Source organism: Actinacidiphila glaucinigra (genome assembly GCF_035918135.1).
GTDB lineage: Bacteria > Actinomycetota > Actinomycetes > Streptomycetales > Streptomycetaceae > Actinacidiphila > Actinacidiphila glaucinigra.
Window position 1 is genome coordinate 3,051,749 of the sequence record NZ_CP109144.1, and the last position, 26,996, is coordinate 3,078,744.

The window sequence follows — 26,996 nt, forward strand, 5'->3', positions numbered from 1 at the left end:
GGCTACGCCTCCTCAGTGCTGTCGTCGCCGTCAGTATCGGCACCGGCCGGGTCCTTGCGACTGAATTCGATCTCCACCCGTGCCTTGGCGATCTCGCCGAACGCGACACGGGCGGGCTTGGGCTTGCGTCCCTTGACACCCGGGACCTCCAGGTCGAGCCCTTCCTCGTCGACCGCGAGGATCCGCGCGACCAACTGCTCGCCGCCGGCCGTCGTCAGCTTGACCAGCCGGCCCTCGTTGCGCCGGAAGTGGCGCGGCTCGGTGAGCGGGCGGTCCAGACCCGGCGAGGAGACCTCCAGCAGGTACGCCGCCCCGCCCATGGCGTCGGCGTCGTCGAGTACCTGCGAGATCTCCCGGCTCAGCTCGGCGATCGTGTCCAGCGGAACACCCTCGTCGGAGTCCACGATCACCTGGAGCTGCCGGCGGCTGCCCGCGGCCGTCACCTTGACCTCTTCCAGTTCGAGCCCCGTCTTCACGACGAGCGGCTCGAGCAGCGCGCGCAGCCTCTCGCTCTGGGTGGTGCTCATCCGGGTGACTCCTCGGCCGCGTGTGCTGTTGTGATGGAAGGTCGTGTGTCGGGCCAAAGCCTATCGGTTCAGGTACCGGAACGACGATTCGGCGCTGCGGAGGGCGCCGTCACGGCCGTCGGGCGCCGCGCGGGTACCCTCACGTCAGGTGATCACGGGAAGGGGCACTGTGCCGCTCAGCAACATTCCCCGCCGGCGCGCGGTCCGCGCCGCCCTCGTCCTGCCGGCCGCGGCCGGACTGCTCGGCGGATGTTCCGACGGGACACGGCCGGAGGGGACTTCCGCGAAGGGCTCGCCGTCCGCCGACGCGAGGGTGGCGCTGCGCAGGCGGGCCGCCCGGGACAGCGCGGCACTGCTCGCGCGGTACGACGCCACGCTCGCGGCGCACCCGGACCTGGGTGCGCGGCTGAGGCCGCTGCGGGCCGAAGTGGCAGACCACGCGGAGGCGTTCGCCACGTCCGCCCGGGCCGCGTCGCCGTCCGCGGCGCCTTCGCCGTCGCTCTCCCCGTCGCCGTCCGCCCCGCCGTTCGTCCCGGCGCGGGCCGGGGACGCGCTGTCCACGCTGGCGGCGGCCGAGCGCACGCTCGCCGACGCCCGGGCCGCCGCGCTCCTGGACGCGCCGCCCGAACTCGCCCGCCTGCTCGCCTCGGTGGCCGCCTGCGGCGCCGGCCACGTCCTGCTGCTCAAGGAGCACTGACCCGACCCATGGCACAGCAAGCGCTGCTCAAGGCCGTCCAGGCCGCACTCTCCGCCGAGCACGCCGCGGTGTACGGCTACGGCATCGTCGGCGCCCGCGTCGGCGGCGAACTGGGCGGCCAGGCCCAGCAGGCGTACGACGCGCACCGCGCCCGCCGCGACGCGCTGCGCCGCACCGTCGGCGACCTCGGCGACGAACCCGTCGCTGCCGAGCCCGCGTACGCCCTGCCGTTCGAGGTGCCGGACGGTCCGGCGGCCGTGCGGCTCGCCGCGGAACTGGAGGACCGGGTCGCCGGGGTCTACGCGGACCTCGTGCGCGCCGCCGACGCCGATCTGCGCCGCGAGGCGGCCGACGCGCTGCGCGAGGCGGCGGTCCGCGCCGTGCGCTGGCGCGGGGGGAGCGTAGCCTTCCCGGGGCTGGCCGAACGCGCGCGGACGGCCGCGGAGAAGGTTTAGCACTCGGAGGGACGTACCCACGCATGGCCTCGGCACCACAGCCCCAGCACCTGGAACCGCCCGAGCGGCTGGTCCGCACGGTCAGCGCCTGGGAGGGCGAGGCGGGCCGCGCCTGGCTCGCCGGTCTCCCCGAGCGCGTCGCGGACCTCCTCGCACGCTGGGAGCTGCGGCCCGAGCGGGTCCTCTCCCCCGGCGGGCAGATCAGCATGGTCGTCCTCGTACGGCAGGCCGACGACACCCCCGCGACCCTCAAGGTCGGCCTCGTCACGGACGAGACCCGGCACGAGCACGCCGCGCTCGCCCACTGGGACGGCCGCGGCGCGGTCCGCCTGCTGCGGGCCGAACCCGACGCGGGGGCGCTCCTGTTGGAGCGCCTGCACAGCGACGTGTCGCTGCGCTCGCTGCCCGAGCAGAAGGCGATGCTCGAGGCGTGCGCCACCCTGCAGCGGCTCTGGGTCCCCCCGGGCGAGGGGCACCCGTTCGTGCCGGTCGCCGAGCACACGGCGCGCCTGGCGGCGGCGCTGCGGGAACGGCGCGGGCAGCCGTACGTCCCGGACGAGGCCCGGGCCCTGGTCGACGAGGCCCTCGCGGTCCGCGACGAGCTGTGCGCGGCCGCCCCTGGCGAGGCCGTGCTGCTGCACGGCGACTACCACCACGGCAACGTACTCGCCGCGGACCGCGTGCCGTGGCTGGCCATCGACCCCAAGCCGGTCGCGGGCGAGCCCGCGTACGACCTGGCGTGGCTCGTCCGCGACCGCCTAGAGACGCTGGTCGCCACGCCCGGGTCGCAGTCCGCGGCCCGTCGCAGGGTCGCCAAGCTCTCCGACTCCCTCGACGTCGACCGGGACCGGGTCCGCGGGTGGGCCCTGTTCCGTGCGGTCGAGGCGGGCGTGTGGGCGTTGGCGGTCGGCGACCGCGAATCGGGTGAACTGCACCTGGAGTTCGCGAGCTGGCTTTAGTTCGACCGGGGTGCGTTGTGTGCGGCCCGGTCGTTTTGTGCGGGTCGTTCGCGCCTGCGGTCCGGGTGCCCCGGGCTGCCCGGTTGTCACGTGCGGGTTGTTTGCGCCTGCGGTCCGGGTGCCCCGGGCTGCCCGGTTGTCACGTGCGGGTTGTTTGCGCCTGCGGGCCGGGTGCCCCGGGCTGCCCGGTTGTCACGTGCGGGTTGTTTGCGCCTGCGGTCCGGGTGCCCCGGGCTGCCCGGTTCTCGTGTGCGGGTTGTTTGCGCCTGCGGCGGGCATCCCCCGCCCTCCCGCCCGATTGCCCGGCGCGGTTGGTGCGGCCCTCGCGCGTGCGTGGTGGGCCGGGTGCGGGGCCTCCGGGGCTGCACGTCCTGGACTGGGTTATTTACGTGCATGACGGGCGGTCCAAGTAGGAACCCCGGATACCGCACACAAATATCCCGCAGCGTCCAGAACATCCACCCTCCCCCAGCCTTCGGCCGGGGGTGCCCCCACCTCCCCCGCCCCCTCCCCATGACGGGGCGACTGACGGCCGGAGGGGGATAGAGGGCGGTCCGGGGTTGCCGCACACGTCTTACCGAACGCCCACGGCCATCAGGCCACTTTCCAGCTGATCACGGAGCGGATCGGACCGGAGGGGCTATCGGGGCGCTTGGGCCGATGCCGGCGGAAGGGTGAGCGGGCGCCGGGCGCCCTGCTGAGCGGCCCGTTCCCGCCCTCCCTCAGCCTTCGGCCAGGGGCGGCCTCATCCGGCGCGGTCGGTGTGGTCCCAAGACTGAACCCGGTTGCGGGTCGGCCACTCACCGGAAGGCAGAGTGCGCCCCCACCCGCCGCGCTCGCCGTGCCGCGGGCCAGCGATGCGCGCACGCTTGCGCGGCCTGCGGCCGGGGGACCCCCTGCTGGGGGCAGTTCCCAGCGGTGTGGGGAGGGGCGCCCCCCATCACCCCCCACCGGCCGTTGGCCGCCCAACGAAACGGAGGGGGCGGGGGAGGTGGGGGCACCCCCGGCCGAAGGCTGGGGGAGGGTGGATGTTCTGGACGCTGCGGGATATTTGTGTGCGGCACAGACGGCACCAATTGGACCGCCCGCCATGCACGTAAATAACCCAGTCCAGGACGTGCAGCCCCGGAGGCCCCGCCCCCGGCCCACCACGCACGCGCGCAGACCCGCACCAACCATCCGGGGCAATCGGGAGGGAGGGCGGGGGAGAAACCGCAACCGCAACCACAACGGCGCCGCACACAACAACAGGCCGCAAGGGGCACCCCCGCACCCCCGCACCCCCCGCACCCGCTAAGCGGAAAGGCGGGAGACCGCGTCGGCCACCGAAAGTTCCTCGCGCTCCCCGGACCGGCGGTCCTTGACCTCGACGACCCCGTCCGCCGCGCCCCGTCCCACGACGAGGATCGTCGGCACTCCGAGCAGTTCCGCGTCGGTGAACTTCACGCCCGGCGAGACGCCCGCGCGGTCGTCGACGATGACCCGGACCCCGGCGGCGTGCAGCTTCTCCGCGACCTCGAGGGCCAGTTCCGTCTGCAGCGCCTTGCCCGCCGCCACGACGTGGACGTCCGCCGGGGCGACCTCGCGCGGCCAGCACAGGCCCTGGCCGTCGGCGGTCTGCTCGGCGAGCGCGGCGACGGCGCGGGAGACGCCGATGCCGTAGGAGCCCATGGTGACCCGGGCGGGCTTGCCGTTCTGGCCGAGGACGTCGAGCCCGAAGGCGTCGGCGTACTTGCGGCCCAGCTGGAAGATGTGGCCGATCTCGATGGCGCGGTCCAGCTTGAGGCCGGCGCCGCAGCGGGGGCAGGGGTCGCCGGGCTCGACGGTGACGACGTCGAGGTACTCGTCGACCTCGAAGTCGCGGCCGCAGACGACGTTGCGGGCGTGCGTGTCGGGCTTGTTGGCGCCGGTGACCCAGGCCGTGCCGGGGGCGATGCGCGGGTCGGCGAGGTAGCGGACGCCGGTGAGGCCCTGCGGGCCGACGTAGCCGCGGACGAGGTCGGGGCGGCCGGTGAAGTCCTCGGCGGTGACGAGTTCGACCTCGGCGGGAGCAAGGTGCTCGGCGAGCTTGCCGAGGTCGACCTCTCGGTCGCCGGGGACGCCGACGGCGACGATCTCGCCGTCGACCTTGACGAGCAGGTTCTTCAGGGTGGCCGAGGCCGGCACGCCGAGGTGGGCCGCGAGGGTCTCGATGGTGGGGGTGTCGGGGGTGTCGACCTCCTCCAGCGGCGGGTGCGCGGCGCCCTCGACCGGGGGCATCACGATGGTGACGGCCTCGGTGTTGGCCGCGTAGTCGCACGCGGGGCAGTCCACGAAGGTGTCCTCGCCGGCCGCGGCGGGGGCGAGGAACTCCTCGGAGGCCGAGCCGCCCATCGCGCCGGAGACGGCGGAGACGATGCGGTAGTCGAAGCCGAGCCGCGAGAAGATCTTGATGTAGGCCTCGCGGTGCAGCCGGTAGGCCTCGGCGAGGCCCTCGTCGGTGGTGTCGAAGGAGTACGAGTCCTTCATCTGGAACTCGCGGCCGCGCAGCACGCCGGACCGGGGCCGGGCCTCGTCGCGGTACTTGGTCTGGATCTGGTAGAGGATCACCGGCAGGTCCTTGTAGGACGTGCACTGGTCCTTCACCACCTGGGTGAAGATCTCCTCGTGCGTGGGACCGAGCACATAATCCGCGCCCTTGCGGTCGCGGAGCTGGAAGAGCAGGTCGCCGTACTCGCCGGCGCGCCCGGTGACCTCGTAGTTCTCCCTCGGGAGCAGTGCGGGCAGCAGGACCTCCTGGCCGCCGATGGCGTCCATCTCCTCGCGGACGACGCGGGCGACGTTCTCCAGCACGCGCTTGCCGAGCGGCAGCCAGGTCCACACCCCCGCCGATGAGCGGCGGACGTATCCGGCCCGGACCAGGAGCTTGTGGCTCGCGGTCTCGGCATCGGCCGGGTCGTCGCGCAGCGTCTTGAGCATCAGCCGGGACATGCGCAGGACCATGGGGGCTCTCCAGGGGGTTTCGTACCGTTCCGCCGAGGATATCGAGCCGTGGCGCGCTGCCGGAAACGCGTTTACCGCGCGAGCGGGAGCGGGGCGCCCATGACCGCGTAGGGGCTGGCCGCGCTGGGGAAGTGCACGGGGCGGGCCAGGTCGGTGTAGCCGAGGGCGCGGTAGAGCCGCCGGGCCCGGCTCTCGGTGTCGATGGCGGACAGGATGCTGCGGGGCTCGTCCGCGCCGTCGGTGATGGTGGTGATGAGGGCGCGGCCGATGCCGCGGCCCTGGAAGTCGGGGTGGACGTGCAGTTCGGTGATGGTGAAGGAGTCGTCGAGCCACTCGTCGTTTCCGGTGCGCCGCAGGTAGGGCTCGACGACCGTGGACCACCAGTGGATGCGGCTGTTGGGCATGCCGTACACGAAGCCGGTGAGCCGTCCGTCGGGGGTGAGGGCGCCGAGCGCGCGGACGCCGGGGAAGCAGAGGTGCCGCAGCACGATCTGCCGCCGGATGGCGACCTCCTCCGCGCCCAGTCCGAAGGCGACCGCCTGAACGGCCAGTGCCTCGTCCACCCGTGCCGCCAGGTCGATCGGCTCGACCGCCACGTCCTCCATGGGCGGCGACACTACTAGAACAGGACGCTCATGAAGGCGCCGACCTCGGTGAAGCCGACGCGGCGGTAGGCCGCCCGCGCCGGTGCGTTGAAGTCGTTGACGTAGAGGCTGGCCACGGGGGCCACGTCGCGCAGCGCGTAGTGCAGGACGGCGGCCATGCCGGTCTCGGAGAGGCCGCGGCCGCGGTACTCGGGGGCGACCCAGACGCCCTGGATCTGGCAGGCGTGGCGGGTGACGGCGCCGATCTCCGCCTTGAAGACGACCTTGCCGTCCTCGATACGGGCGAACGCGCGGCCCGCGCCGACGAGTTCGGCGACACGGGCCTGGTAGATCAGCCCGCCGTCACCGGCGAGGGGGGAGACGCCGACCTCCTCGGTGAACATGGCGACGCAGGCCGGCATGATCGCGTCCATCTCGTCGCGACGGACGCGCCGTACACAGGGGTCGGGCTCGACCTTGGCGGGCAGCGCGCGGGTGACCATCAGCGGCTGGTGGGCGCGGACCTCGCGGGCCGGGCCCCAGCTCGGTTCGAGCAGCGACCACAGTGCGGAGGTGGCGGCGGAGGGGCCGACGATGGAGGAGCAGCGGCGCCCGGCGCGCAGTGCCCGCTCGGCGAAGGCGCGGACGGCCTCGGGACCGGCGCAGATCGGGACGAGGTTGGCGCCGGCGTAGCAGAGCGCCTCGAGGCGGCCCCCGGAGTACCAGCCCCACATCTCGCCGCCGAGGCGCCAGGGGTCGAGTCCGGCGACGGCGACCCGGGACGCCACGAACGCGTTGGCCACCGGGTCGCGGTCGAGCACCGCGAGGGCGGCATCGAGTTCGCCGGGCTCCATGACCTTGGTCGTCGTGGTCGTCAACACGTGGGGCGCCTCACCGTACGGGCCGCAGCGGTCGGGGGAAGTCCCCGAACCTTACCTCGCGAACGCGTGTTCCGCCCGGGCCCGCCCTTATCCCGGACCGCGGGGGTCCGGGACACGGGGAGGCCTGTGAGTCAGCTCACGGAGACGGAGGGCTCGCCGGAGGTGACGCCGTCGGCCTCCATCTGCTCGGCGAGCTTCATGGCCTCCTCGATGAGGGTCTCCACGATCTTCGACTCCGGCACGGTCTTGATGACCTCGCCCTTGACGAAGATCTGCCCCTTGCCGTTGCCCGAGGCCACCCCCAGGTCCGCCTCACGCGCCTCACCGGGACCGTTGACGACACAGCCCATCACCGCGACCCGCAGCGGAACCTCCATGCCCTCAAGGCCCGCCGTCACCTGGTCCGCCAGCTTGTACACATCCACCTGCGCACGCCCGCACGACGGACACGAGACGATCTCCAGCCGCCGCTGCCGCAGATTCAGCGACTCCAGGATCTGGATACCGACCTTGACCTCCTCCGCCGGAGGCGCCGACAACGACACCCGGATCGTGTCACCGATCCCCTCGCTCAGCAGCGCACCGAACGCCACCGCCGACTTGATCGTCCCCTGGAACGCCGGACCCGCCTCCGTCACACCCAGGTGCAGCGGATAGTCGCACTGCGCCGCCAGCAACCGGTACGCGTTGACCATCACCACCGGGTCGTTGTGCTTCACCGAGATCTTGATGTCCCGGAACCCGTGCTCCTCGAACAGCGAGCACTCCCACAACGCCGACTCCACCAGCGCCTCCGGGGTGGCCTTGCCGTACTTCTCCAGCAGCCGCCTGTCCAGCGACCCGGCGTTCACCCCGATCCGGATCGGGGTGCCGGCGTCGGAGGCCGCCCTGGCGATCTCCTTCACCTTGTCGTCGAACTGCCGGATGTTCCCCGGGTTCACCCGCACCGCCGCACACCCCGCGTCGATCGCCGCGAACACGTACTTCGGCTGGAAGTGGATGTCCGCGATCACCGGGATCTGCGACTTCCTGGCGATGGTGGCGAGGGCGTCGGCGTCGTCCTGCGAGGGGCAGGCCACGCGGACGATCTGGCAGCCGGACGCGGTGAGCTCGGCGATCTGCTGCAGCGTGGCGCCGATGTCGGCCGTGACGGTGGTGGTCATCGACTGGACCGAGACGGGGGCGTCGCCGCCGACCGCGACCGACCCGACCTGGATCTGGCGGCTCTTGCGGCGGTCGGCGAGCTTGATCGGCACGGACGGCATCCCGAGCGAAATCGCGGTCATGTGCGTGGCATCCCCAAAGTACGCGGATCGAGGTCCCGGCGGCGTGGGCGGGCTCCGTTGAACGAGACTACGTCACCCCACCCACGCCTCCGACATCGCGCCTAGGTCAAACGCACCGGATTGATGAGATCCGCGGCCATCACCAGTGCCGTGAAGCAGATGAAGATGCCCGCGACGACGTAGGCGACCGGCATCAGCTTCGCCACGTCGAAGGGACCGGGGTCGGGTCGCCGGAAGATCCGGGCGACGGTCCGGCGGACGGACTCCCACAGCGCGCCCGCGATGTGGCCGCCGTCGAGCGGCAGCAGCGGGAGCATGTTGAAGAGGAAGAGCGAGAGGTTGATGCCGGCCAGCAGGTTGAGGAAGAACGCCACCCGCCAGGTGGCCGGGATGTCCATGGCGAAGACCTCGCCGCCGATGCGGGCGGCGCCGATCATGCCGACCGGGGAGTCCTGCTTGCGTTCGGCGCCGTTGAAGACGGCGTTCCACAGGTCGGGGACCTTGGAGGGCAGGGCCGCCAGGGACTCGACGCCGCTCTGGGCCATCTCGCCCATGCGGTCGATGGACTGGGCGAAGTCCAGCCGGATCACACCGCTGGCCGGGGTGAAGCCGAGGAAGCCGGCGGTGACGTACTGGCCCTCGGTGTAGCCGCCGTTGCCGTCGGTCTTGGTGACCTTGTTCTCGATCAGGTCGGCGCGCAGGTCGATGGTCCTGCCGTCGCGGAGCACGGTGACGGTGGCGGGGCCGGTGGTCTTGCGGATCTCCTGCTGGAGGACGGACCACTGGCTGTCGTCGACCCGGACGCCGTTGAAGGCGACGATCCGGTCGCCCGCCCGGAGGCCGGCCTTCTTGGCCGGGGTCTCGGGATACTTCTTGCTGGCGCAGGGGTCCTTGGCCTTGAGCGCGGCCGTGTCGGACTGGGAGATGACGCAGTCCGAGACCTCGCCGACCGTGGTGGTCTGCATCTGCAGGCCGAAGCCCATGAGGACCGTCAGGAAGAGCACGAACGCCAGGATCAGGTTCATGAACGGGCCGGCGAACATGACGATCACGCGCTTCCAGGGCTTGCGCGTGTAGAACATGCGGGTCTCGTCGCCGGGCTTCAGCTCTTCGTACGCCGCGGAGCGGGCGTCCTCGATCATGCCGCGGAAGGGCGAGGTGGACCGGGCGGCGACCCGGCCGTCGTCGCCGGGCGGGAACATGCCGATCATGCGGATGTAGCCGCCCAGCGGGATCGCCTTGATGCCGTACTCGGTCTCACCCTTGTGGCGGGACCAGATGGTCGCCCCGAAGCCGACCATGTACTGCGGCACCCGGATCTTGAACAGCTTGGCCGTGGAGAGGTGGCCGAGCTCGTGCCAGGCGATGGAGAAGAGGAGACCGACCAGGAAGACGGCGATTCCCAGTCCCCACATGAGTCCCGTCATACGTGTGCCGCCTCCGTCGTCGCCTGTTCCGCAGCCAGTTCCCGGGCACGGGAGCGCGCCCAGTTCTCCGCCTCGAGGACGTCCTCCACGGTGAGGGAGGTTCCCTCGGTGGGAGTTCCGTGCTCCTCGACCACCCGTGCGACGGTGTCCACGATGCCCGTGAAGGGCAGCGTGCCCGCGAGGAACGCGGCCACGCACTCCTCGTTGGCCGCGTTGAACACCGCGGGGGCGGTACCCCCGAGGCTACCGACGTGGCGCGCGAGCGCCACCGCCGGGAACGCCTCGTCGTCGAGCGGGAAGAAGGTCCACGTGGCCGCCTTGCTCCAGTCGCACCCGGGCGCGGCGTCGGGTACCCGCTCGGGCCAGCCGAGGCCCAGCGAGATCGGCATCCGCATGTCGGGCGGGCTGACCTGGGCCAGCGTGGAGCCATCCGTGAATTCCACCATCGAGTGGATATACGACTGAGGGTGGACGACGACCTCAATGCGGTCGAAGGGAATGTCGAAGAGCAGGTGGGCCTCGATGACCTCCAGACCCTTGTTCACCAGGGTGGCCGAGTTGATCGTCACCACCGGGCCCATGTCCCAGGTGGGGTGGGCCAGTGCCTGCTCGGGGGTGACCCCGGCCAGCTCCTCCTTGCCCCGGCCGCGGAAGGGGCCGCCGGAGGCGGTCACGACGAGCTTGCGGACCTCGGCGCGGGAGCCGCCCATGAGGGCCTGGAAGAGCGCGGAGTGCTCGGAGTCGACGGGCACGATCTGGCCCGGCTTGGCCACGGCCTTGACCAGGGGGCCGCCGACGATCAGCGACTCCTTGTTGGCGAGGATCAGGATCCGCCCCGCCTCCAGGGCGGCCAGCGTGGGGCGCAGCCCGATCGAGCCGGTGATGCCGTTGAGGACGGAGTGGCACGGACGGCCGGCCAGCTCGGTCGCGGCGTCCGGTCCGACGAGGATCTCCGGCAGGGGCTCGGTGCCGTAGCGCTCGGCCAGCGCCTCCCGCAGCGGTCCCTCCGCGTTCTCGTCCGCGACGGCGACCGCCTGGACGCCGAGCTGCAGCGCCTGGTCGGCGAGGAGCCCGACGCGGCCGCCCGCGGCGGACAGGGCCACCACCCGGAAGCGGTCGGGGTTGCGCAGGACGACGTCGATGGCCTGGGTGCCGATCGATCCGGTCGAGCCCAGGACGACGATGTCGCGGGGGCCGTCGTGGGCGCCGCCGGCCGCGTCCGGTCCGGGCTGCCGCAGGTGGGGGTCGGCGAGAGAGTCCGTCATCCCCCCATTGTGTCCGGTCGCCGGCACGGCGGGGGCACCGCCTCCGGGAAGGCGGTGCCCCGCGCGCCGGGGGCGCGTCCCGGGTCCGGTCAGCGGATCGGCCGGTGGACGTTCTCCTTGCCGGAGGCGCCCGGGGTGGTGTCGGCGATCCACGGACCGTCGCTGGAGGGGTCGACGATGCCGGACTCGAGCCAGGTGTAGGCGCCGCCCAGGACCCCGTCGACGACCTTGCGGTCGATGGCGTCGGTGTTGGTCCACAGGCGGCCGAAGAGCTCCTCGACACGGATCCGCGACTGGCGGCAGAAGGCGTCGGCGAGCTGGTAGGCCTCGCGTCCGTTCTCGCCCCTGGTGCGGAGCATCTCGGCGCGGACGCAGCTGGCGCTCATGGCGAACAGTTCGGCGCCGATGTCGACGACGCGGCCCAGGAAGCCCTGCTTGGTCTCCATCCGGCCCTGCCAGCGCGACATGGCGTAGAAGGTGGAGCGGGCGAGCTTGCGGGCGTTGCGCTCGACGTAGCGCAGGTGGGCGGCGAGGTCGGGGTGGCCCGCCGGGTGGAAGGAGGAGTACGCACCGGGGATGTGGCCGGGGCCGGCCACCAGCTTCGGCAGCCAGCGGGCGTAGAAGCCGCCCGCCTTCACGCCGGCCCTGGCCTTGTCGCCGAGCGCCTTGTCGGGGTCGATGAGGTCCCCGGCGACCGACAGATGGGCATCGACGGCCTCACGGGCGATCAGCAGGTGCATGATCTCCGTGGAGCCTTCGAAGATCCGGTTGATCCGCAGGTCGCGCAGCAACTGCTCGGCCGGGACTCCCCGTTCGCCGCGGGCGGCGAGGGAGTCGGCGGTCTCGAAGCCGCGGCCGCCGCGGATCTGGATCAGTTCGTCGGCCATGGTCCAGCTCATCTCGGACGCGATGAGCTTGGCCAGCGCGCCCTCGATGCGGATGTCGTTGCGGTCCTCGTCGGCCATCTGGCTGGACAGCTCCATGACGGCTTCGAGCGCGAAGGTGGTCGCCGCGATGAAGGAGATCTTCGCGCCGACGGCCTCGTGGCGGGCGACCGGCCTGCCCCACTGCTCCCGGGCGGCCGACCACTCGCGGGCGATCTTCAGGCACCACTTGCCGGCCGCGACGCAGGACGCGGGCAGCGACAGGCGGCCGGTGTTGAGGGTGGTGAGGGCGATCTTCAGCCCGGAGCCCTCGGGGCCGACACGGTTCTCCGCGGGGACCCGCACCTGGTGGAAGCGGGTGACGCCGTTCTCGATGCCGCGCAGCCCCATGAAGGAGTTGCGGTTCTCGACGGTGATGCCCTCGGAGCCGGCCTCGACGACGAAGGCGGTGATGCCGCCCTTGTGGCCCTCGCTCCTCGGCACCCGCGCCATGACGACCAGCAGGTCGGCGACGACGCCGTTGGTGGTCCACAGCTTCACCCCGTCGAGGACGTAGGAGTCCCCGTCGGGGACGGCCGTGGTCGCCAGGCGCGCGGGGTCGGACCCCACGTCGGGCTCGGTGAGCAGGAAGGCCGAGATGTCGGTGCGGGCGCAGCGCGGCAGGAACCGCTCCTTCTGCTCCGGGGTGCCGAACATCTTCAGCGGCTGGGGCACGCCGATCGACTGGTGGGCGGAGAGCAGCACGCCGATGGCGGGGCTGGCGGAGCCGACGAGGGCCAGCGCCTTGTTGTAGTACACCTGGGTGAGGCCGAGGCCGCCGTACTTGGGGTCGATCTTCATGCCGAGGGCGCCGAGCTCCTTCAGCCCGGCGACGACCTCGTCGGGGATCCTCGCCTCACGCTCGATCAGGCCCCCGTCCACCTTCGTCTCGACGAAGTCGCGCAGCTTGGCGAGGAACTCCTCGCCGCGCTGGACCTGCTCGGTCGACGGTGTGGGGTGGGGATGGATCAGGTCGAGCCGGAAGCGGCCCAGGAACAGTTCCTTGGCGAAGCTCGGCTTTCGCCATTCCTGTTCGCGGGCGGCCTCTGCGACCTGGCGCGCTTCGCGTTCGGAAACGGTGGGGCGGGCGGATGCTGCGGACATGGGGGCGTCACCTCGCGTCGGTTACCGACCGGTGCTACTTGTTCGTTAGTACCCCGGTTCCGGCATGGTCACCAGCCCTCGCGCACGGGGCGCGGAGGGCCGGCGACCTTCCGACGGCGGTTCAGGCCGACGCGAGCAGCTTGCGCAGCGGCGCGGTGTCCGGGGCGGAGCCGCCCTCGGTGACGGGGTCGGCGAGGGCGTCGACGGCGGAGCCGAACTCCGTCTCGTCGGTGCCGTCGGCCAGCACCAGCCGCACTCCCTGATCCCACGTCAGTTCCCAGTGCGCCGCGCCGGATTCCGCGAGAGCGAGACCGGCGAGCGCGGCGGCGCCCGCGTGCAGCGCGCCCTCGGGCAGTCCCTGCGCCACGGCCGGGAGGCGGTCCTGGTCGGCGGCGTCGAGCAGGGCGGTCACCGTCGGCTCGACGCCCGCGGCCGACAGCGCGCCACGCAGCGGCGCGGCGTTCTCGGCGAGCACCAGACGCACCGCCGGATCCGCCAGGGCGCTCCACTCCACTCGGGTGAACGCCTGGCTCTCGGGGCTGAGGGTGGCCCCTTCCAGGGCGATCAGCACCTGGTCCCGGTCGTGCAGCAGCTCCAGGGCCGGCCGGTCCTGCCCGGCGGGTACCGTGCCCGGCTCGTCGGCGGGCGCCGTCTCGACGAGGCGGACGCGCTCGGCGATCGGGGGGTGCGAGTCGTACGGGGAGCGCTGCTCCCGCGGCAGCCGGGCGCGCAGCCGGTCCAGCTCCGCGCGGCGCGCGGGGGCGGACAGGAAGCGGGGCAGGCCGCCGTAGACCTGCCCGGCGGGCGGCAGCAGCCGGGCCGGGGCCCCGAAGGCGGCGTACTGCCGCATGTAGTGGTCGAAGGCGGCGTCCAGGACCGGGATCTCGCGCAGCGCGGAGGCGGTGGCGTCCCGCCCGGCGAGCCGTACGGCGGCCTGGTCGGCGGCGAGCTCCTGGGCGCGGCCGACGCTGTGCGAGGCGCGGAGGTAGAACTTGGCGTAGGCCGTGTAGATCGCCGCCATGGCGCGGTAGGTGATGCCGGCGCCCGAGGCGTCGACCTCCTTGGCCTTGCGGCCCTTGGCCAGAGCCTTCGCGGCCCGCTCCTCCTGGCGTGCCTGCTCGCGGCCCTGGGTCCGGGCGGCGCGCTCCTCGAAGTGGGCGATCGTGCGCAGCATCCGCTCCTGGCCGCGCAGGGTGATCGCGGACAGCCGTGTGTCGCTGTTGCCGTAGTGGCCCAGTTCGTGGGTGAGGACGGCGTGCAGCTGGCGCTCGGTCAGCCCGGCGAGCAGCGGCACGCCGATGTACATGCGGCGGCGGCCGCCGACCAGGCCGAGGAGGCGGGACTTCTCGGACACGGCGGCGTTGACCTCGCCGACGAGGACGATCTCGTCCGGCGCGCGGGTGCCGTAGCGCGCGGCCAGGTCACGGACGGCCGCCCACAGCTCGGGCTGCTGCCGCTCGGTGACGGGGACGCCTGAGGGGCCGTCGTCCTGCGGGCGGCGCAGCATGAACATGCCGCGGACGATGGGGATGGCGAGGACCGCGCTGACGATGACGACCTTGCCGGTGAGTCCGCCCGCGCCCCAGGAGGCGACCAGGACGTCGATCCCGGCCAGCACCGCGAGCAGCACCACGCCCAGCAGGTAGAAGCCCGCGAGCAGCACCAGGGCGCGCACGGCACGCAGCGTGGAGCCGCCGGCGGGGGCGGACCCGCTTCCGGCGGGCGGCGCGGCCTCGGCGCGCACCGCGCCCTGCGGCACCCCGTCGTCGGCCACGCCGTCCGGGGAGGTGAGGGAGGAGGCGCCGACCGTCGCGGCCGGGACGCCGAGTGCCGCGCACACCCGGCGCAGCAGTTCGTCCGTGCCCGGCTTGGCCTCGCCGGGGCGCGGGTCGTTGCGGACCTCCGCGAGGGCGGCGGCCGCCTCGGGGCGACCGAACCACTGCGCGCAGCGAGCGGCCAGGGCGTCCCACTGGGCGCGGTGCTCCGCGTACTCCTGCGGGTCGGTGGGCGGCTCCCAGTCCGCGGCCCACACCATGCTCTGGCTGCCCTCGCCGTCCGGGCGCACGAACACCGCGTACGCGACCTGCGGCGTCCCCACCAGTACCAGGGCCGGTGCGTCCAGCCGCCGGGCCAGCTCACGGCCGGCCGGCACCACGTCACCGATCCCGATGCCCTCACCCTCGGTCACCGGCGCGTCGAAGAGCACTCCGGTACCGCCGTCGCCTCCGACGACCCATCCGCCGACCGGTCCCCCGGCCACGGCCTCCGCGGTCGCCCCGGCCTCCGCCGTGCAGACCACCGCATACGTTGCCACCTTGTGTTTCCCCTCCCTGGCGCCTCCCCGGCGCCGTGCACGAGAGCGACACTTTACGTGCGCATGCTGACAGTGCGCACAGCGCGGCCGGGACGCACCGCACATGCGCCCCGGCCGCTGGAAGGGGTGGCTCCTCCTGCCGTGGTGACTACAGGGCGAGACCGGTCAGGACCAGGACCCGCTCGTAGGTGTAGTCCTCCATGGCGTACTTGACTCCCTCGCGGCCCACTCCGGAGTCCTTCACGCCGCCGTAGGGCATCTGGTCCGCGCGGTAGGAGGGCGCGTCGCCGATGACGACGCCGCCGACCTCCAGCTCGCGGTGGGCACGGAAGGCGGTCTGCAGGTCGTGGGTGAACACACCGCACTGCAGGCCGAAACGGGAGTCGTTGACGACCGCGAAGGCCTCGTCGGCGCCGTCCACCTTGTGCAGGGACAGGACGGGGCCGAAGACCTCCTCGGTGGCGATGATCGCGTCCGCCGGAAGGTCGGCGAGCACGGTCGGCTCGTAGGCGGCGCCGTCGCGCCGGCCGCCGGTGAGCAGCTTGGCGCCCTTGCCCAGCGCGTCCTCGACCCACGACTCCACGCGCTCGGCGGCCTTCTCGTCGACGAGCGGGCCGACGTCGGTGGCGTCGTCCGAGGGGTCGCCGGTGACCTGCGCGCGGACCTTGGCGACGACCTTCTCCACCAGCCGGTCGTACACGGACGCGTCGGCGACGACCCGCTGGACGGAGATGCAGGACTGGCCGCCCTGGTAGTTGGAGAAGGTGGCGATGCGGTTCGCCGCCCACTCCAGGTCCTCCTCGGAGGACCAGTCGGCCAGGACGACGGCGGCGGCGTTGCCGCCCAGTTCCAGGGTGGTGTGCTTGCGCGGCACCGAGTCCATGATCTGGTAGCCGACCCGGTCGGAGCCGGTGAAGGAGATGACCGGCAGCCGCTCGTCCCGGACCAGGGCTGGCATGCGGTCGTTCGGGACGGTGAGCACGCTCCACGAACCGGCGGGCAGGTCGGTCTCGGCCAGGATCTCGCCCAGGAGCAGCGCGGACAGCGGGGTCGCCGGGGCCGGCTTGAGGATGATCGGGGTGCCGACCGCGATCGCCGGGGCCACCTTGTGGGCCACCAGGTTCAGCGGGAAGTTGAACGGCGCGATGCCGAGCACGCTGCCGCGCGGGAAGCGCCGGGTCAGCGCGAGACGGCCCGTGCCGCCCGCGTCGGTGTCCAGGCGCTGGGCCTCGCCGCTGTTGAAGCGGCGCGCCTCCTCCGCCGCCCAGCGGAAGACGGACACGGCACGGCCGACCTCGCCGCGCGCCCACTTGACCGGCTTGCCGTTCTCCGCGGTGATCAGCCGGGCGATCTCCTCCGTGCGCTCGGCCAGCCGCTTCGACACGTGGTCCAGGGCTGCGGCCCGCACGTGGGCGGGGGTCGCGGCGAACTCCGCCTCGACGGACTTCGCCGCGGCGACCGCCTCCTCCACCTGGGCGGGGGTCGGCACGCCGACGGAGGCCACGACGCTGCCGTCGTACGGGTTCACGACATCGAAGGTGTCCTCGCCGGTGGCGGGGCGGCCGGCGAGCCAGAAGGCGGTGGGGGTGCTCATGCGGACCACGGTAGGGCGGGCGGCACCCGGCCGGTCTTGTCCAGCGCGTCCTGCGCACCTCACCCGATGCGACGTTTTGGCAGACCCTGCTCAGCCGCTGGATTTCAGGGCCAGCCACAGCTCCATGCGGACGTCCGGGTCGTCCAGCGAGCGCCCAAGGATCTCCTCCACGCGCCGCATCCGGTAGCGCAGTGTGTGCCGGTGGACCCCCAGGTCCGCCGCGGCGGCGTCCCACTGCCCGTGCCGGGACAGCCACGCCCGCAGCGACGCGACCAGATCACCCCGGGCGGTGGCATCGTGCTCGCGCAGCGGCCGCAACAGGCCGTCGGAGAAAGCCCGTACGGCGTCGTCGCTCAGCAGCGGCAGCACCGAACCGGAACCGACCTCGTCGTGCTCGACCAGACTGCGGCCACGCCGCCGGGCGACCGCCAGCGCGCGCTCGGCCTGCTCGTGCGCGGCCGGGACACCCGCGGCACCCACCGCGGCGGACAGCCCCGCCACCAGGTCGTCGCTCCCGTCGACGGCCGCCACGCAGGCCGGCGTCACTTCGCCGTCCGCGGCCGCGAGCACCGTCAGCCGGTCCTCGTCCCGGACCGCCAGCACGGGCTCCGCGGACCGCATCCCGGCCGTCTCCACCCGTTCGGCCAGCAGCCCCACCGCGTCCCCCGCGGCCTCCCCGCGCTCCGCGGCCTCCGCGACCAGGACACGCACGGGGGCGTCGAACAGCCCGCCGTACAGCCGGCCGGCCACGGTGCGGGCGTGCTCGGGCTCCCCGGCCAGCAGCATCCGCAGCAGTGCGGCGCCCAGGCGCTGCTGCGTGTCCTGCAGCGCGCGGGACTGCTCCAGCGACAGCGTCAGCAGCGCGACGGCAGCGTGCACGAGGTACCGGGCGGAGGTGTCGGGCCGCTCCTCCGTGCCGACCGCGAGGAACCCGCGGGGGCGCCGGCCCGTGCCCAGTGACTGCAGCTCGACGCGGTCCTCCGTGCCGGCCGGGCCCGCGACCGCCGCGCTGGCCGGGGCGGGCCTGCCGCGCAACCGCTCCACCTCCCCGGCGAGCCGCGCCGCCCGCCGCCCCGCCCACTCCGGCGCCGCGGCCACCACGGCGCCCGACGCGTCGTACAGCGCCGCCCAGCCGTTCAGATGCGCCGCCAGCCGCGACAGCAGCGCCGTCGTCCCGTCCGGCGCCAGCGCCGCCCGGGTCAGCTCCCGCTGCGCCTCGAACCCCGCGGTCACCGCCTTGTACCGGTCGGCGGCGATCTCCGCGGAGACGGCCTTGCTGATCGCGATGAACGGGGTCCTGTGCGGCACCTCCAGCAACGGCAGCCGGTGCGCGGCCGCCGCGTCCACGAGCGCCTGCGGCACGGCATCGTGGCTCACCCCCACGCCGAACCCGAGGCCCACGACACCGGCGCCGGCCAGTCGCGCCACGTACTGGCCGAGTGCCTCGGGCGAGCCGACGTCCAGCTTGAGGCCCGTCGTGAGCAGCAGCTCCCCGCCCTCCAGGTACGGCGCGGGGTCGTCCAGCTCGCTGGTGTGCACCCAGCGGACGGCGGCCTCCTCCAGGCGGTCGCCTCCGGCGAGGACGGCCAGCTTCAGGGCGGGGTTCCGCAGCAGCGAGGCGAGCGTGGGCGGCACGGGCTTTTTCTCCATCTCGGAGTGCGTTCACATCCGATTCTGCCTCACCGTATACCTGCGGTGCCGGGCCGTCTTCGTGTGCGGGTCCGTCGTGGTTGCGGTTGCGGTTTCTCCCCCGCCCTCCCTCCCGATTGCCCGGCGCGGTTGGTGCGGGCCTGCGCGCGTGCGTGGTGGGCCGGGGGCGGGGCCTCCGGGGCTGGGCATTCTGTACCGCATATTTATGTGCATGGCGGGCACCTGCGCTCGGTGCCCCGGATGCCGCACAACAAATACACGTCAGCGTCCAGAACGCCCACCCCTACGACCCCGCCCCCTCCGTTTCGTTGGGCGACCAACGGCCGGTGGGGGTGATGGGGGGGCACCCCTCCCAGCACCGCCGGGAGCTGCCCCCACCAGGGGGTCCCCCGGCCGGAAGTCGAGACGGGGTGCGTGCAGCGGTGGCCGGGGCGGCACCTCCCACGGGACGACTGGCGCACCCCACCCACCGGCGCTCCAGAGCTTTGCCTACGTCACGGCGACGCCGAAGGCTGCCAGGTGGCAGATCACGACGAGCGCCGATGTGGGGACGCACCCTGACCTCCGGCGGGCGGCCGACCCGCAACCAGGTTCAGTCTTGGAACCACACCGACCGCACCGCATCGGGCCGCCTCTGGCCGAAGGCTGAGGGAGGGCGGGAACGCCCACATGGCAACGGGCCGCTCAGCAGGGCGCCATACCGCCGGGCATCGGCCCGAACACCCCCTTACGGTCCGATCGCGCCGGAACCGGCGCGGGCCTCAGCCACCACCCCCATGACCATGGGCGTTCAGTAGGACGCGTGCGGCAACCCCGGACCGCCCTCTACCCCCCTCCGGCCGTCAGTCGCCCGCGATACGGAGGGGGCGGGGTCGTAGGGGTGGATGTTCTGGACGCTGCGGGATATTTGTGTGCAGCATCCGGGGCACAACAAATACCGCCCGCCATGCACGTAAATAACCCAGTCCAGGACGTGCAGCCCCGGAGGCCCCGCCCCCGGCCCACCACGCACGCGCGAGGCCCGCACCAACCATCCGGGGCAATCGGGCGGGAGGGCGGGAGAACCGCCCGCCGCAGGCGCAAACAACCCGCACACAACAACCGGGCAGCCCGGCGCAGCCGCCCGCAGGCGCAAACAACCCGCACACAACCACCCGGCAGCCCGGGGCACCCGGACCGCAGGCGCAACCAACCCGCACACGACAACCGGGCCGCACACAGGAATTACGCGCGCAAATCCACAAGCACCGGCGCCGCCGGTTCCCCGTCGACCGCGGTGAGCGAGACGACGGCGTGCCCCGCAGGGACCCCGTGCGCGAGGTCGGACGCGGACCACCGCTCGCGCTCGACCCGGCGCACCGTCACCGACTCCGCCGTGACCGCCTTCCCCGTGACCAGCCGCCGCACGGCGTGCAGCACCCGCGTGAGCGGCTCGTCCGCGATGATCTGACGGTTCGTGACGTCCTGGACGTCCACCCATTCCTTGCCCCACACCTCCGCGAACCGGGCGCCGTCCCAGGCGGTGACCCCGGCGAGGGCCGCCCGGCAGCCGACGGCGCCCAGCAGGGCACCCCGGAGCGTTTCGGGGACGTCGTCCAGCGTGCGCAGCGTGAGCACCGCGCCGGCGTTGGCGGAGCGCATGCGCTGCAGGCCGCGCACGGATTCGGCGGTCACCGTGTGGGAGGCGTCGTCGAGGACGAGGCAGGCGAACAGGGAGCGGTCCTGCCGGGCCGCGGCGCACTCCGCGAACTGGGCGAGGACGAGCCGCGCCAGCATCCGGGAGACCTCGGCGTGGCCCCGTTCCGGGAGGTCGATGCGGACCCGCAGCGGGTGTTCCAGGCCCCGCAGCGAGAACGGGTGGCTGCCGCCCGTGGTGTCGAAGAACCCGGCGAACGCGGGCCGGTCGAGCAGGGCGATGCGGTCGGCGAGCAGGGGGCCCGCGTCGCCGGGCCGGGCGGACTGCCGTTCCCGTGCGTCGAGTTCGCGCAGCTGGCCCTGGGCGGCCGCGCCGCGGGCCTGCAGGGCGGAGCGGAGCGCGGCCAGCGCGGAGGGCGTGCCGTCGAGGAGTTCGCGCAGCTCGGGGACGGACGGGAAGCGGCCGTGGGCGGCGTGGAAGGGACCGAGGAGCTGGGCGAGGGCGGTGGCGGCGCGCCGGCTGTCGCCGCCGGGCAGCGCCGCGGCGAGGTCGCCGACCAGGGCCTCGGCGAGGAAGCCCGCCGCCTCGTCGGGGTCGGCGGTGCCGCCGTAGAGGTCGAGGTCGTACGCGGAGTCGGGCTGGCCGATCTTGACGACGACGTCGAAGGACTCGTCCGGCGCGAGCCGTGCCCCGTCGGTGCCGACCACGACGACGGCCGCCCGCCCGGCGAGTGCCTGAAGGCACATGAGTTCCAGGGCGGGCCGCACGAAGCGCACGGTCTTGCCGGAGCCGGGCGGCCCGACCGCCAGCAGGGACGTGCCGAGGACGGACGGGTCGAGGGCGTAGTCGGCGCCGCGGTGGGTGCGGGGGTTGCGCTCGTCGTCGGGGGCGGCGCCGATGCGGACCTGTCCGGCGAGCAGGTCGTGCCGGGCGGTGCGGGCGGGCAGGTCGCGGGCGCCGGAGGGGTGGGCGCAGGCGGCGGCCCCGTACCGCAGGACGGTGTCGGTGAAGGCGGTCAGCCGGCCGGGTTCGGAGCGTACCGACTGCCAGGCGCGGGAGAGGCGGGTGAAGTCGACGTCGTTCATCAGCCCGGCGCGGGCGTCCTCGGCGAGCCGGTCCGCGGCGTCGGCGGCGCCGCCCTGGCGGAGCGCGGGGAAGGCGGCCGGGTCCTGGGCGGGGTCGGCGGGTTCGCGGCCCGCGGCCGTGCGCTCCTCCTCGCGGGCGCGCCGGAGCGGCGCGGTGATCCAGCGGCGCCACAGTTCTGCCCAGCGGCCGACGCGGGCGAAGAAGACCAGCAGGGCGCCGCCGATGAGCGCGTAGTAGAGGTACGAGGCCCACAGGTATGCGGTCTGGTTGCCGCCGGCCTGCCGCCAGGAGTCGGGGGTCAGGGCGAGCAGCGGCCAGAGCCAGTAGCTGCCGAGGTAGCCGTTCCACAGCAGGGACCACAGCAGCCAGCCGCCGAGGAAGGAGATCAGGGCGCCGGCGACGAGCTGGCGGCCGGGCACGGCGTCCGGGTCGGCGGCGGGGCGGGGGCGGTGACCGAGGCGCCACACGCCGGGGGCGGCGGCGGGGCGCGGGGCGCGCAGCCAGGCGAGGAGGCCGGAGCCGTCGGGCGTGCCGGACGGCGCGGACTCCGCGGGGGCGTGCCAGGTGCCCGCGCCCGGGCGGGTCCCCGGCTGCGGCGGGGGTCCTGGGGGCAGCGGGGGCGCCGCGAAGGCGGCGGGGGCGGCGTCGCGCCGGGCGTCCCGCTCGCCGCGGCCGGGGTCGGCGGGGCCGGGCCGGGCGCCGGGCACGGGGGGCGGTCCCGGGTGCGCGGTCGGGGCACCCGGCATCGGCCGGGCACCGGGTACCGGCGGTGTGCCCGGCTGCGGGCCGGGGCCTCCGGGCGGAGGCGCCGCGGGCTTCTCGTGCGTACCGTCGCGTTCCATCGCGTGTGCCACCCCTCGCAGGTCCGCACTCAATGTAGTCGAGCGGCCACCGGAGTCTGAAGGATCTTGGCACGCTCATGTCCGCCACGTCGAAGAGGCGTTCCGCAGTGCGCCCTATCGGAGTGTGCGGGGCTCCGCCGTACGGGCTTAACCTGCGAGAAAAGACCACGGTTCGAAGGAGTACGTCCGCCATGACCGAACTGGCCCAGGAGCGTCGACTCGTCACCCCGATCCCCGGCCCCAAGTCGCAGGAGCTGCTGGCGCGCAAGACGGCGGCGGTCCCGAGCGGTGTCGGCGTGACCCTGCCCGTCTTCGTCACCCGTGCCGGCGGCGGCGTGCTGGAGGACGTGGACGGCAACTCCCTGATCGACTTCGGTTCGGGCATCGCGGTGACCTCGGTCGGCAACAGCGCCGAGGCCGTGGTGCGCCGCGCGTCGGCGCAGCTGGCCGACTTCACCCACACCTGTTTCATGGTGACGCCGTACGAGGGGTACGTGGAGGTCGCCGAGGCCCTCAACGAGCTGACCCCGGGCGACCACGAGAAGCGCACCGCGCTGTTCAACTCCGGTGCCGAGGCCGTCGAGAACGCGGTGAAGATCGCCCGCGCGTACACCAAGCGCCAGGCCGTGGTCGTCTTCGACCACGGCTACCACGGCCGCACCAACCTCACGATGGCGCTGACGGCGAAGAACATGCCGTACAAGCACTCGTTCGGCCCGTTCGCGCCCGAGGTCTACCGCATGCCGCTGGCCTACCCCTACCGCTGGCTGACCGGTCCGGAGAACTGCGCGCAGGAGGCGGCGGCCCAGGCGATCGACATGATCACCAAGCAGGTCGGGGCCGAGAACGTGGCGGCGATCGTGATCGAGCCGATCCAGGGCGAGGGCGGCTTCATCGAGCCGGCCAAGGGCTTCCTGCCGAAGCTGGCGGAGTTCGCGCGGGAGAACGGCATCGTGTTCGTCGCGGACGAGATCCAGACCGGCTTCTGCCGCACCGGCCAGTGGTTCGCGTGCGAGGACGAGGGCGTCGTCCCGGACCTGATCACCACCGCCAAGGGCATCGCCGGCGGTCTGCCGCTGGCCGCGGTGACCGGCCGCGCCGAGATCATGGACGCCGCACACTCCGGCGGTCTGGGCGGCACGTACGGCGGCAACCCGGTGGCGTGCGCCGGTGCGCTCGGCGCCATCGAGACGATGAAGGAGCAGGACCTCAACGCCAAGGCGCGCCGCATCGGCGAGATCATGCTCGCCCGGCTGCGCGGCATGCAGGAGAAGTTCGAGATCATCGGTGAGGTCCGCGGCCGCGGCGCCATGATCGCGATCGAGCTGGTGGAGCCGGGGGGCAAGACCCCGAACGCCGCCGCCACCGCCGCCGTGGCCAAGGCCTGCCACGCGGAGGGCCTGGTGGTCCTGACCTGTGGCACCTACGGCAACGTGCTGCGCTTCCTGCCGCCGCTGGTCATCGGGGAGGACCTGCTGAACGAGGGCCTGGACATCATCGAGGGCGCGCTCGCGCGGCTGTGACCAGGTGCTTCGCCTGTGACCGTGCGCGTACGACACACAGCGTGAAGAAGGTGTGCGGGCCTGATGGCGGGAGGGTGCAACCCCTGCCCGGCGGGCTCCTGGTGACGTACGGTTTCGGCAGATGGATGAAACACCCCGTCTGCGGAAGTCCGCGGGCGACACTTTGCCGGTGAATCCCCATCACCGGCACAGCAGTGCCCTCGCGCACAGCGCCGAAGCCGAAGGCTCCGGCAATCCTCGCCGATCGGTCGGCCGCTTGCCCCAAACCCCCCGGGGCGGGCGGTACGGCGATCGTTCTGGCCGCCCCGGAACTCTCCCCCCTGTTCCGGGGCGGCCAACTTCTCTGGTGGCCGTGGTGTGCACGGCGCTCTTCGGACTGCTGACCTGGCAGGAGGCACTACGAGGGCGCCTGCTGGCTCTGGACGGGCCGGTGCGCGCCGCCCTTGCGGGATCATCCCCCCACCCCGCAGACCGCTCCGCCGCGGCCCGCTTCCTCGCCGATCTGGGCAACTGGCAGGTCGCCGTGCCCGTGCTGCTGCTTGCGACGGTCTGCGCCACCTGGCGCGCCCGCCGGTACGCGCTGCCCCGCCCCTGGCTGCCGGCGTCGGCGTACGCGCTCGTGATGGTCGCCGCACCGCTGCTGGTCGCCCTGGTGAAGCCGCTGATCGGCCGGGCCGGCCCGGGTTCGCTGACCCTCTCCCCCGGTTATCCCGGGCTCTACCCCTCCGGCCACGCGGCCACGGCGGCCGCCGCGTACGGCGGCGCCGTGCTCCTGCTGCTGCCGTGGCTGGTGCGCGCGGCGGCACGGCGGCTGCTGGTCGCGGCCGCCGTGCTGCTCAACGGTGCGGTGGGGGTCGCCCTCGTCCTCTGCGGCTATCACTGGCCGCTCGACGTCGTGGGGAGCTGGCTGCTGTGCGGCGCCCTGCTCGCGGGCGCCGCCCTTGCGGTCAGTTGTTGGTCGGGAAACCGAGGTTGATGCCGCCGTGGCTCGGGTCGAGCCACCGCTGGGTGACGGCCTTGCCGCGAGTGAAGAAGTGGACGCCGTCCGGGCCGTAGGCGTGCGTGTCGCCGAACAGCGAGGCCTTCCAGCCGCCGAAGGAGTAGTAGGCGACCGGCACCGGGATCGGCACGTTGATGCCGACCATGCCGACCTCGACGTCGTGCTGGAAGCGGCGGGCGGCGCCGCCGTCGTTGGTGAAGATGGCCGTGCCGTTGCCGTACGGGTTGGAGTTGATCAGCTCCAGGCCCTCGTCGTACGAGCCCACGCGGACCACCGACAGGACCGGGCCGAAGATCTCGTCGTTGTAGACGGACATGCCGGGCTTGACGTCGTCGAAGAGGGTCGGGCCGAGCCAGAAGCCCTTCTCGGTGTCCTCGCCGGTGACGGAGTGGGTGCGGCCGTCCACGGCGAGGGTCGCGCCGTCGGCGAGGCCCGCGTCGAGGTAGGACGTCACCTTGTCGCGGTGGGCGCCGGTGACCAGCGGGCCCATCTCGGAGGCGGCGTTGCACCCGGGGCCGACCGTGAGACCGGCCATCCGCTCCTTGATCTTCTCGACCAGCGTGTCGCCGATCGGGTCGACCACGACGAGGACGGACACGGCCATGCAGCGCTCACCCGCCGCACCGAACCCGGCGTTGACGGCGGCGTCGGCGGCGAGGTCCAGGTCCGCGTCCGGCAGCACCAGCATGTGGTTCTTGGCGCCGCCCAGGGCCTGGACGCGCTTGCCGTAGCGGGTGCCGGTCTCGTAGACGTAGCGGGCGATCGGGGTGGAGCCGACGAAGGAGACGGACTTGACGTCCGGGTGCTCCAGCAGGCGGTCGACGGCGACCTTGTCGCCGTGCACGACGTTGAAGACGCCGTCCGGCAGCCCGGCCTGCTTCCACAGCTCCGCGAGGAAGTTGGCGGCGGACGGGTCCTTCTCCGAGGGCTTGACGACGACGGTGTTGCCCGCGGCGATGGCGATGGGGAAGAACCACATCGGCACCATCGCCGGGAAGTTGAAGGGCGAGATGATCGCGACCGGGCCGAGCGGCTGGCGGATCGAGTAGACGTCGATGCCGGTCGAGGCCTGCTCGGTGAAGCCGCCCTTGATCAGCTGCGGGATGCCGCAGGCGTACTCGACGACCTCCAGGCCGCGGGCGATCTCGCCGAGCGCGTCCGAGTGCACCTTGCCGTGCTCGGAGACGATGATCGCGGCCAGCTCCTCGCGCTTGGCGTTGAGCAGCTCGCGGAAGGCGAAGAGCACCGTGGCGCGCTTGGCGACAGAGGCGTGGCGCCACTCCTTGAACGCGGTGGCGGCCGCGCCGACGGCCTGGTCGACCTCGGCGATCGACGCGAAGTCCACCCGCCCGGTCACGGCGCCGGTGGCGGGGTCGTACACATCCCCGTGCCGCTCCGTGGTGCCGGTCCACGACTGCCCGGCGATCCAGTGCGTGATGTGCTTGTCGGTCACGGCGGACCTTCCTCTCCTCGTCTCCTGCCAGTGTCGCCAGCGGGCGGGGCGCCCTCAAGCACCAAGGTGTCGGCGCCGGAGCCGGGAGCTTTACAGGTCGTACAGCTCGTCGGGGTGCTCCATGCCCTCCATGAGGTCCAGGCGGATGTCCTGCGCCCAGTCGAAGGCCCAGCGTTTGACGTCGGCGACGGCCGCGCCGTCGAGTCCCTGCGCGGCGTACGCCGCGTCGTCGGCCTCGACGAGCTTGTCGAGGCGGTCGGCGAGCAGGCGCGGCTGGAGGTCCTCGTCCAGGTGGACGGCCATCGTGAGCAGCTCCCCCGGCGTGAACCAGGCGGTCAGGGCATGCACGTCGACCAGGTCGCGCACCGTGGCGCGGTCGGCGACGGCGGCCACCTTCAGCGCGGCGCAGTCCTCCAGGGCCACCACCGGCACGGGCGCGGACAGGCCGAGCCCGACGGGGACCGGGGGGCGGGTGAGCGGCTGCTTGGCGACGTGGACCGTACGGCCGGCCTCGCCCGGCGGGGTGACCCCGAGGTGGGCGCCGAGCGGCGTGCCGGGCAGCGGGGCGACCTCGTAGCCGGCCCCGGTGTACGCGGAGGCGAGCGCGGCGCCGATGTCGCCGGCCGGGGTGGAGCTGAAGGTCACCAGGTCGAGGTGGCGGGACGGGCGGCGCTCGAAGCCGTGCGCGATCAGCGCGAGGCCGCCCGCCACGGCGAGGCCGTGGCGCCCGCAGACGGGCAGGGCGGTCTCGACGAGGTGCGCGAGGCCGGGTGCGAGGGTCATGTCAGCCCGCCGCGGCGGGGGGCGC

At 73.3% G+C, this 26,996-nt stretch carries 19 protein-coding genes; 5 read left to right on the top strand and 14 right to left on the bottom strand.

Annotation, left to right across the window (positions count from 1 at the left end; genetic code table 11):
• Positions 1-2: 2 nt before the first annotated feature.
• The gene (gene rimP, locus OIE69_RS13250; RefSeq protein WP_326572185.1) at positions 3-527 is read right to left on the bottom strand and encodes a ribosome maturation factor RimP; all 525 of its coding nucleotides are present in this window, start codon (positions 525-527) and stop codon (positions 3-5) included.
• Between the two features lie 148 nt (positions 528-675).
• Between rimP and OIE69_RS13255 the strand changes: the two genes are divergently transcribed.
• From OIE69_RS13255 to OIE69_RS13265, 3 genes are read left to right on the top strand one after another with little or no spacing between them, the layout of a single operon-like run.
• On the top strand, positions 676-1,224 hold the full coding sequence (locus OIE69_RS13255; RefSeq protein WP_326572186.1) for a hypothetical protein: 549 nt from the start codon (positions 676-678) through the stop codon (positions 1,222-1,224).
• Between the two features lie 8 nt (positions 1,225-1,232).
• Complete coding sequence (locus tag OIE69_RS13260) at positions 1,233-1,679, top strand: ferritin-like domain-containing protein (protein ID WP_326572187.1); 447 nt, start codon at positions 1,233-1,235, stop codon at positions 1,677-1,679.
• 23 nt (positions 1,680-1,702) lie between these two features.
• A complete protein-coding gene (locus OIE69_RS13265) occupies positions 1,703-2,638 on the top strand; it encodes an aminoglycoside phosphotransferase family protein (protein ID WP_326572188.1) in 936 nt (311 codons plus the stop codon).
• Between the two features lie 1,293 nt (positions 2,639-3,931).
• Here OIE69_RS13265 and OIE69_RS13270 read toward each other — a convergent pair.
• The 11 genes from OIE69_RS13270 to OIE69_RS13320 form a co-directional block, all read right to left on the bottom strand.
• Entirely contained in the window at positions 3,932-5,620 is a 1,689-nt protein-coding gene (locus OIE69_RS13270) for a proline--tRNA ligase (RefSeq protein ID WP_326572189.1), read from the bottom strand.
• A gap of 71 nt (positions 5,621-5,691) precedes the next feature.
• Entirely contained in the window at positions 5,692-6,225 is a 534-nt protein-coding gene (locus tag OIE69_RS13275) for a GNAT family N-acetyltransferase (RefSeq protein ID WP_326572190.1), read from the bottom strand.
• A gap of 14 nt (positions 6,226-6,239) precedes the next feature.
• Positions 6,240-7,085: a GNAT family N-acetyltransferase gene (locus tag OIE69_RS13280; protein ID WP_326572191.1), complete on the bottom strand. Its 846-nt coding sequence runs from the start codon at positions 7,083-7,085 to the stop codon at positions 6,240-6,242.
• Positions 7,086-7,216: 131 nt separating this feature from the next.
• The gene (gene ispG / locus OIE69_RS13285; protein WP_326572192.1) at positions 7,217-8,371 is read right to left on the bottom strand and encodes a flavodoxin-dependent (E)-4-hydroxy-3-methylbut-2-enyl-diphosphate synthase; all 1,155 of its coding nucleotides are present in this window, start codon (positions 8,369-8,371) and stop codon (positions 7,217-7,219) included.
• A gap of 101 nt (positions 8,372-8,472) precedes the next feature.
• A complete protein-coding gene (locus tag OIE69_RS13290; RefSeq protein ID WP_089224903.1) occupies positions 8,473-9,798 on the bottom strand; it encodes a M50 family metallopeptidase in 1,326 nt (441 codons plus the stop codon).
• Entirely contained in the window at positions 9,795-11,063 is a 1,269-nt protein-coding gene (dxr, locus tag OIE69_RS13295; protein WP_326572193.1) for a 1-deoxy-D-xylulose-5-phosphate reductoisomerase, read from the bottom strand. Before dxr ends, OIE69_RS13290 begins: the two co-directional genes overlap by 4 nt.
• Positions 11,064-11,152: 89 nt before the next feature.
• Positions 11,153-13,090: an acyl-CoA dehydrogenase family protein gene (locus OIE69_RS13300; RefSeq protein ID WP_326572194.1), complete on the bottom strand. Its 1,938-nt coding sequence runs from the start codon at positions 13,088-13,090 to the stop codon at positions 11,153-11,155.
• 121 nt (positions 13,091-13,211) lie between these two features.
• Positions 13,212-15,404 (bottom strand): M48 family metalloprotease, encoded by a 2,193-nt coding sequence (locus tag OIE69_RS13305; RefSeq protein ID WP_326572195.1) that lies wholly within the window; start codon positions 15,402-15,404, stop codon positions 13,212-13,214.
• 148 nt (positions 15,405-15,552) lie between these two features.
• Positions 15,553-16,998, bottom strand: a complete 1,446-nt coding sequence (locus tag OIE69_RS13310; protein WP_326572196.1) for an aldehyde dehydrogenase family protein — start codon at positions 16,996-16,998, stop codon at positions 15,553-15,555.
• Between the two features lie 90 nt (positions 16,999-17,088).
• Entirely contained in the window at positions 17,089-18,633 is a 1,545-nt protein-coding gene (locus OIE69_RS13315) for a PucR family transcriptional regulator (RefSeq protein ID WP_326581119.1), read from the bottom strand.
• A 1,239-nt stretch (positions 18,634-19,872) separates the two neighbouring features.
• Positions 19,873-22,116: an ATP-binding protein gene (locus OIE69_RS13320; RefSeq protein ID WP_392567498.1), complete on the bottom strand. Its 2,244-nt coding sequence runs from the start codon at positions 22,114-22,116 to the stop codon at positions 19,873-19,875.
• 287 nt (positions 22,117-22,403) lie between these two features.
• Here OIE69_RS13320 and gabT point away from each other — a divergent pair, with 287 nt between their 5' ends.
• Positions 22,404-23,735: a 4-aminobutyrate--2-oxoglutarate transaminase gene (gabT, locus tag OIE69_RS13325; protein ID WP_326572198.1), complete on the top strand. Its 1,332-nt coding sequence runs from the start codon at positions 22,404-22,406 to the stop codon at positions 23,733-23,735.
• Positions 23,736-24,081: 346 nt separating this feature from the next.
• Positions 24,082-24,711 carry a phosphatase PAP2 family protein gene (locus tag OIE69_RS13330; protein ID WP_326572199.1) on the top strand — a complete coding sequence of 210 codons (630 nt, stop codon included), beginning with the start codon at positions 24,082-24,084 and terminating at the stop codon, positions 24,709-24,711.
• Here the strand turns inward: OIE69_RS13330 and OIE69_RS13335 are convergent.
• Both OIE69_RS13335 and OIE69_RS13340 read right to left on the bottom strand, forming a co-directional pair.
• The gene (locus tag OIE69_RS13335) at positions 24,683-26,188 is read right to left on the bottom strand and encodes a CoA-acylating methylmalonate-semialdehyde dehydrogenase (RefSeq protein ID WP_326572200.1); all 1,506 of its coding nucleotides are present in this window, start codon (positions 26,186-26,188) and stop codon (positions 24,683-24,685) included. The two genes, OIE69_RS13330 and OIE69_RS13335, sit on opposite strands and share 29 nt — an antisense overlap.
• A 90-nt stretch (positions 26,189-26,278) precedes the next feature.
• Complete coding sequence (locus OIE69_RS13340) at positions 26,279-26,971, bottom strand: nucleotidyl transferase AbiEii/AbiGii toxin family protein (protein WP_326572201.1); 693 nt, start codon at positions 26,969-26,971, stop codon at positions 26,279-26,281.
• Positions 26,972-26,996: the final 25 nt, after the last annotated feature.

Coding starts and splice junctions, on each gene's coding strand:
- rimP (WP_326572185.1), bottom strand. CDS start 527: ATGAGCACCACCCAGAGCGAGAGGCTGCGCGCGCTGCTCGAGCCGCTC.
- OIE69_RS13260 (WP_326572187.1), top strand. CDS start 1,233: ATGGCACAGCAAGCGCTGCTCAAGGCCGTCCAGGCCGCACTCTCCGCC.
- OIE69_RS13265 (WP_326572188.1), top strand. CDS start 1,703: ATGGCCTCGGCACCACAGCCCCAGCACCTGGAACCGCCCGAGCGGCTG.
- OIE69_RS13270 (WP_326572189.1), bottom strand. CDS start 5,620: ATGGTCCTGCGCATGTCCCGGCTGATGCTCAAGACGCTGCGCGACGAC.
- OIE69_RS13275 (WP_326572190.1), bottom strand. CDS start 6,225: ATGGAGGACGTGGCGGTCGAGCCGATCGACCTGGCGGCACGGGTGGAC.
- ispG (WP_326572192.1), bottom strand. CDS start 8,371: ATGACCGCGATTTCGCTCGGGATGCCGTCCGTGCCGATCAAGCTCGCC.
- OIE69_RS13290 (WP_089224903.1), bottom strand. CDS start 9,798: ATGACGGGACTCATGTGGGGACTGGGAATCGCCGTCTTCCTGGTCGGT.
- dxr (WP_326572193.1), bottom strand. CDS start 11,063: ATGACGGACTCTCTCGCCGACCCCCACCTGCGGCAGCCCGGACCGGAC.
- OIE69_RS13300 (WP_326572194.1), bottom strand. CDS start 13,090: ATGTCCGCAGCATCCGCCCGCCCCACCGTTTCCGAACGCGAAGCGCGC.
- OIE69_RS13310 (WP_326572196.1), bottom strand. CDS start 16,998: ATGAGCACCCCCACCGCCTTCTGGCTCGCCGGCCGCCCCGCCACCGGC.
- OIE69_RS13320 (WP_392567498.1), bottom strand. CDS start 22,116: ATGCCGGGTGCCCCGACCGCGCACCCGGGACCGCCCCCCGTGCCCGGC.
- gabT (WP_326572198.1), top strand. CDS start 22,404: ATGACCGAACTGGCCCAGGAGCGTCGACTCGTCACCCCGATCCCCGGC.
- OIE69_RS13340 (WP_326572201.1), bottom strand. CDS start 26,971: ATGACCCTCGCACCCGGCCTCGCGCACCTCGTCGAGACCGCCCTGCCC.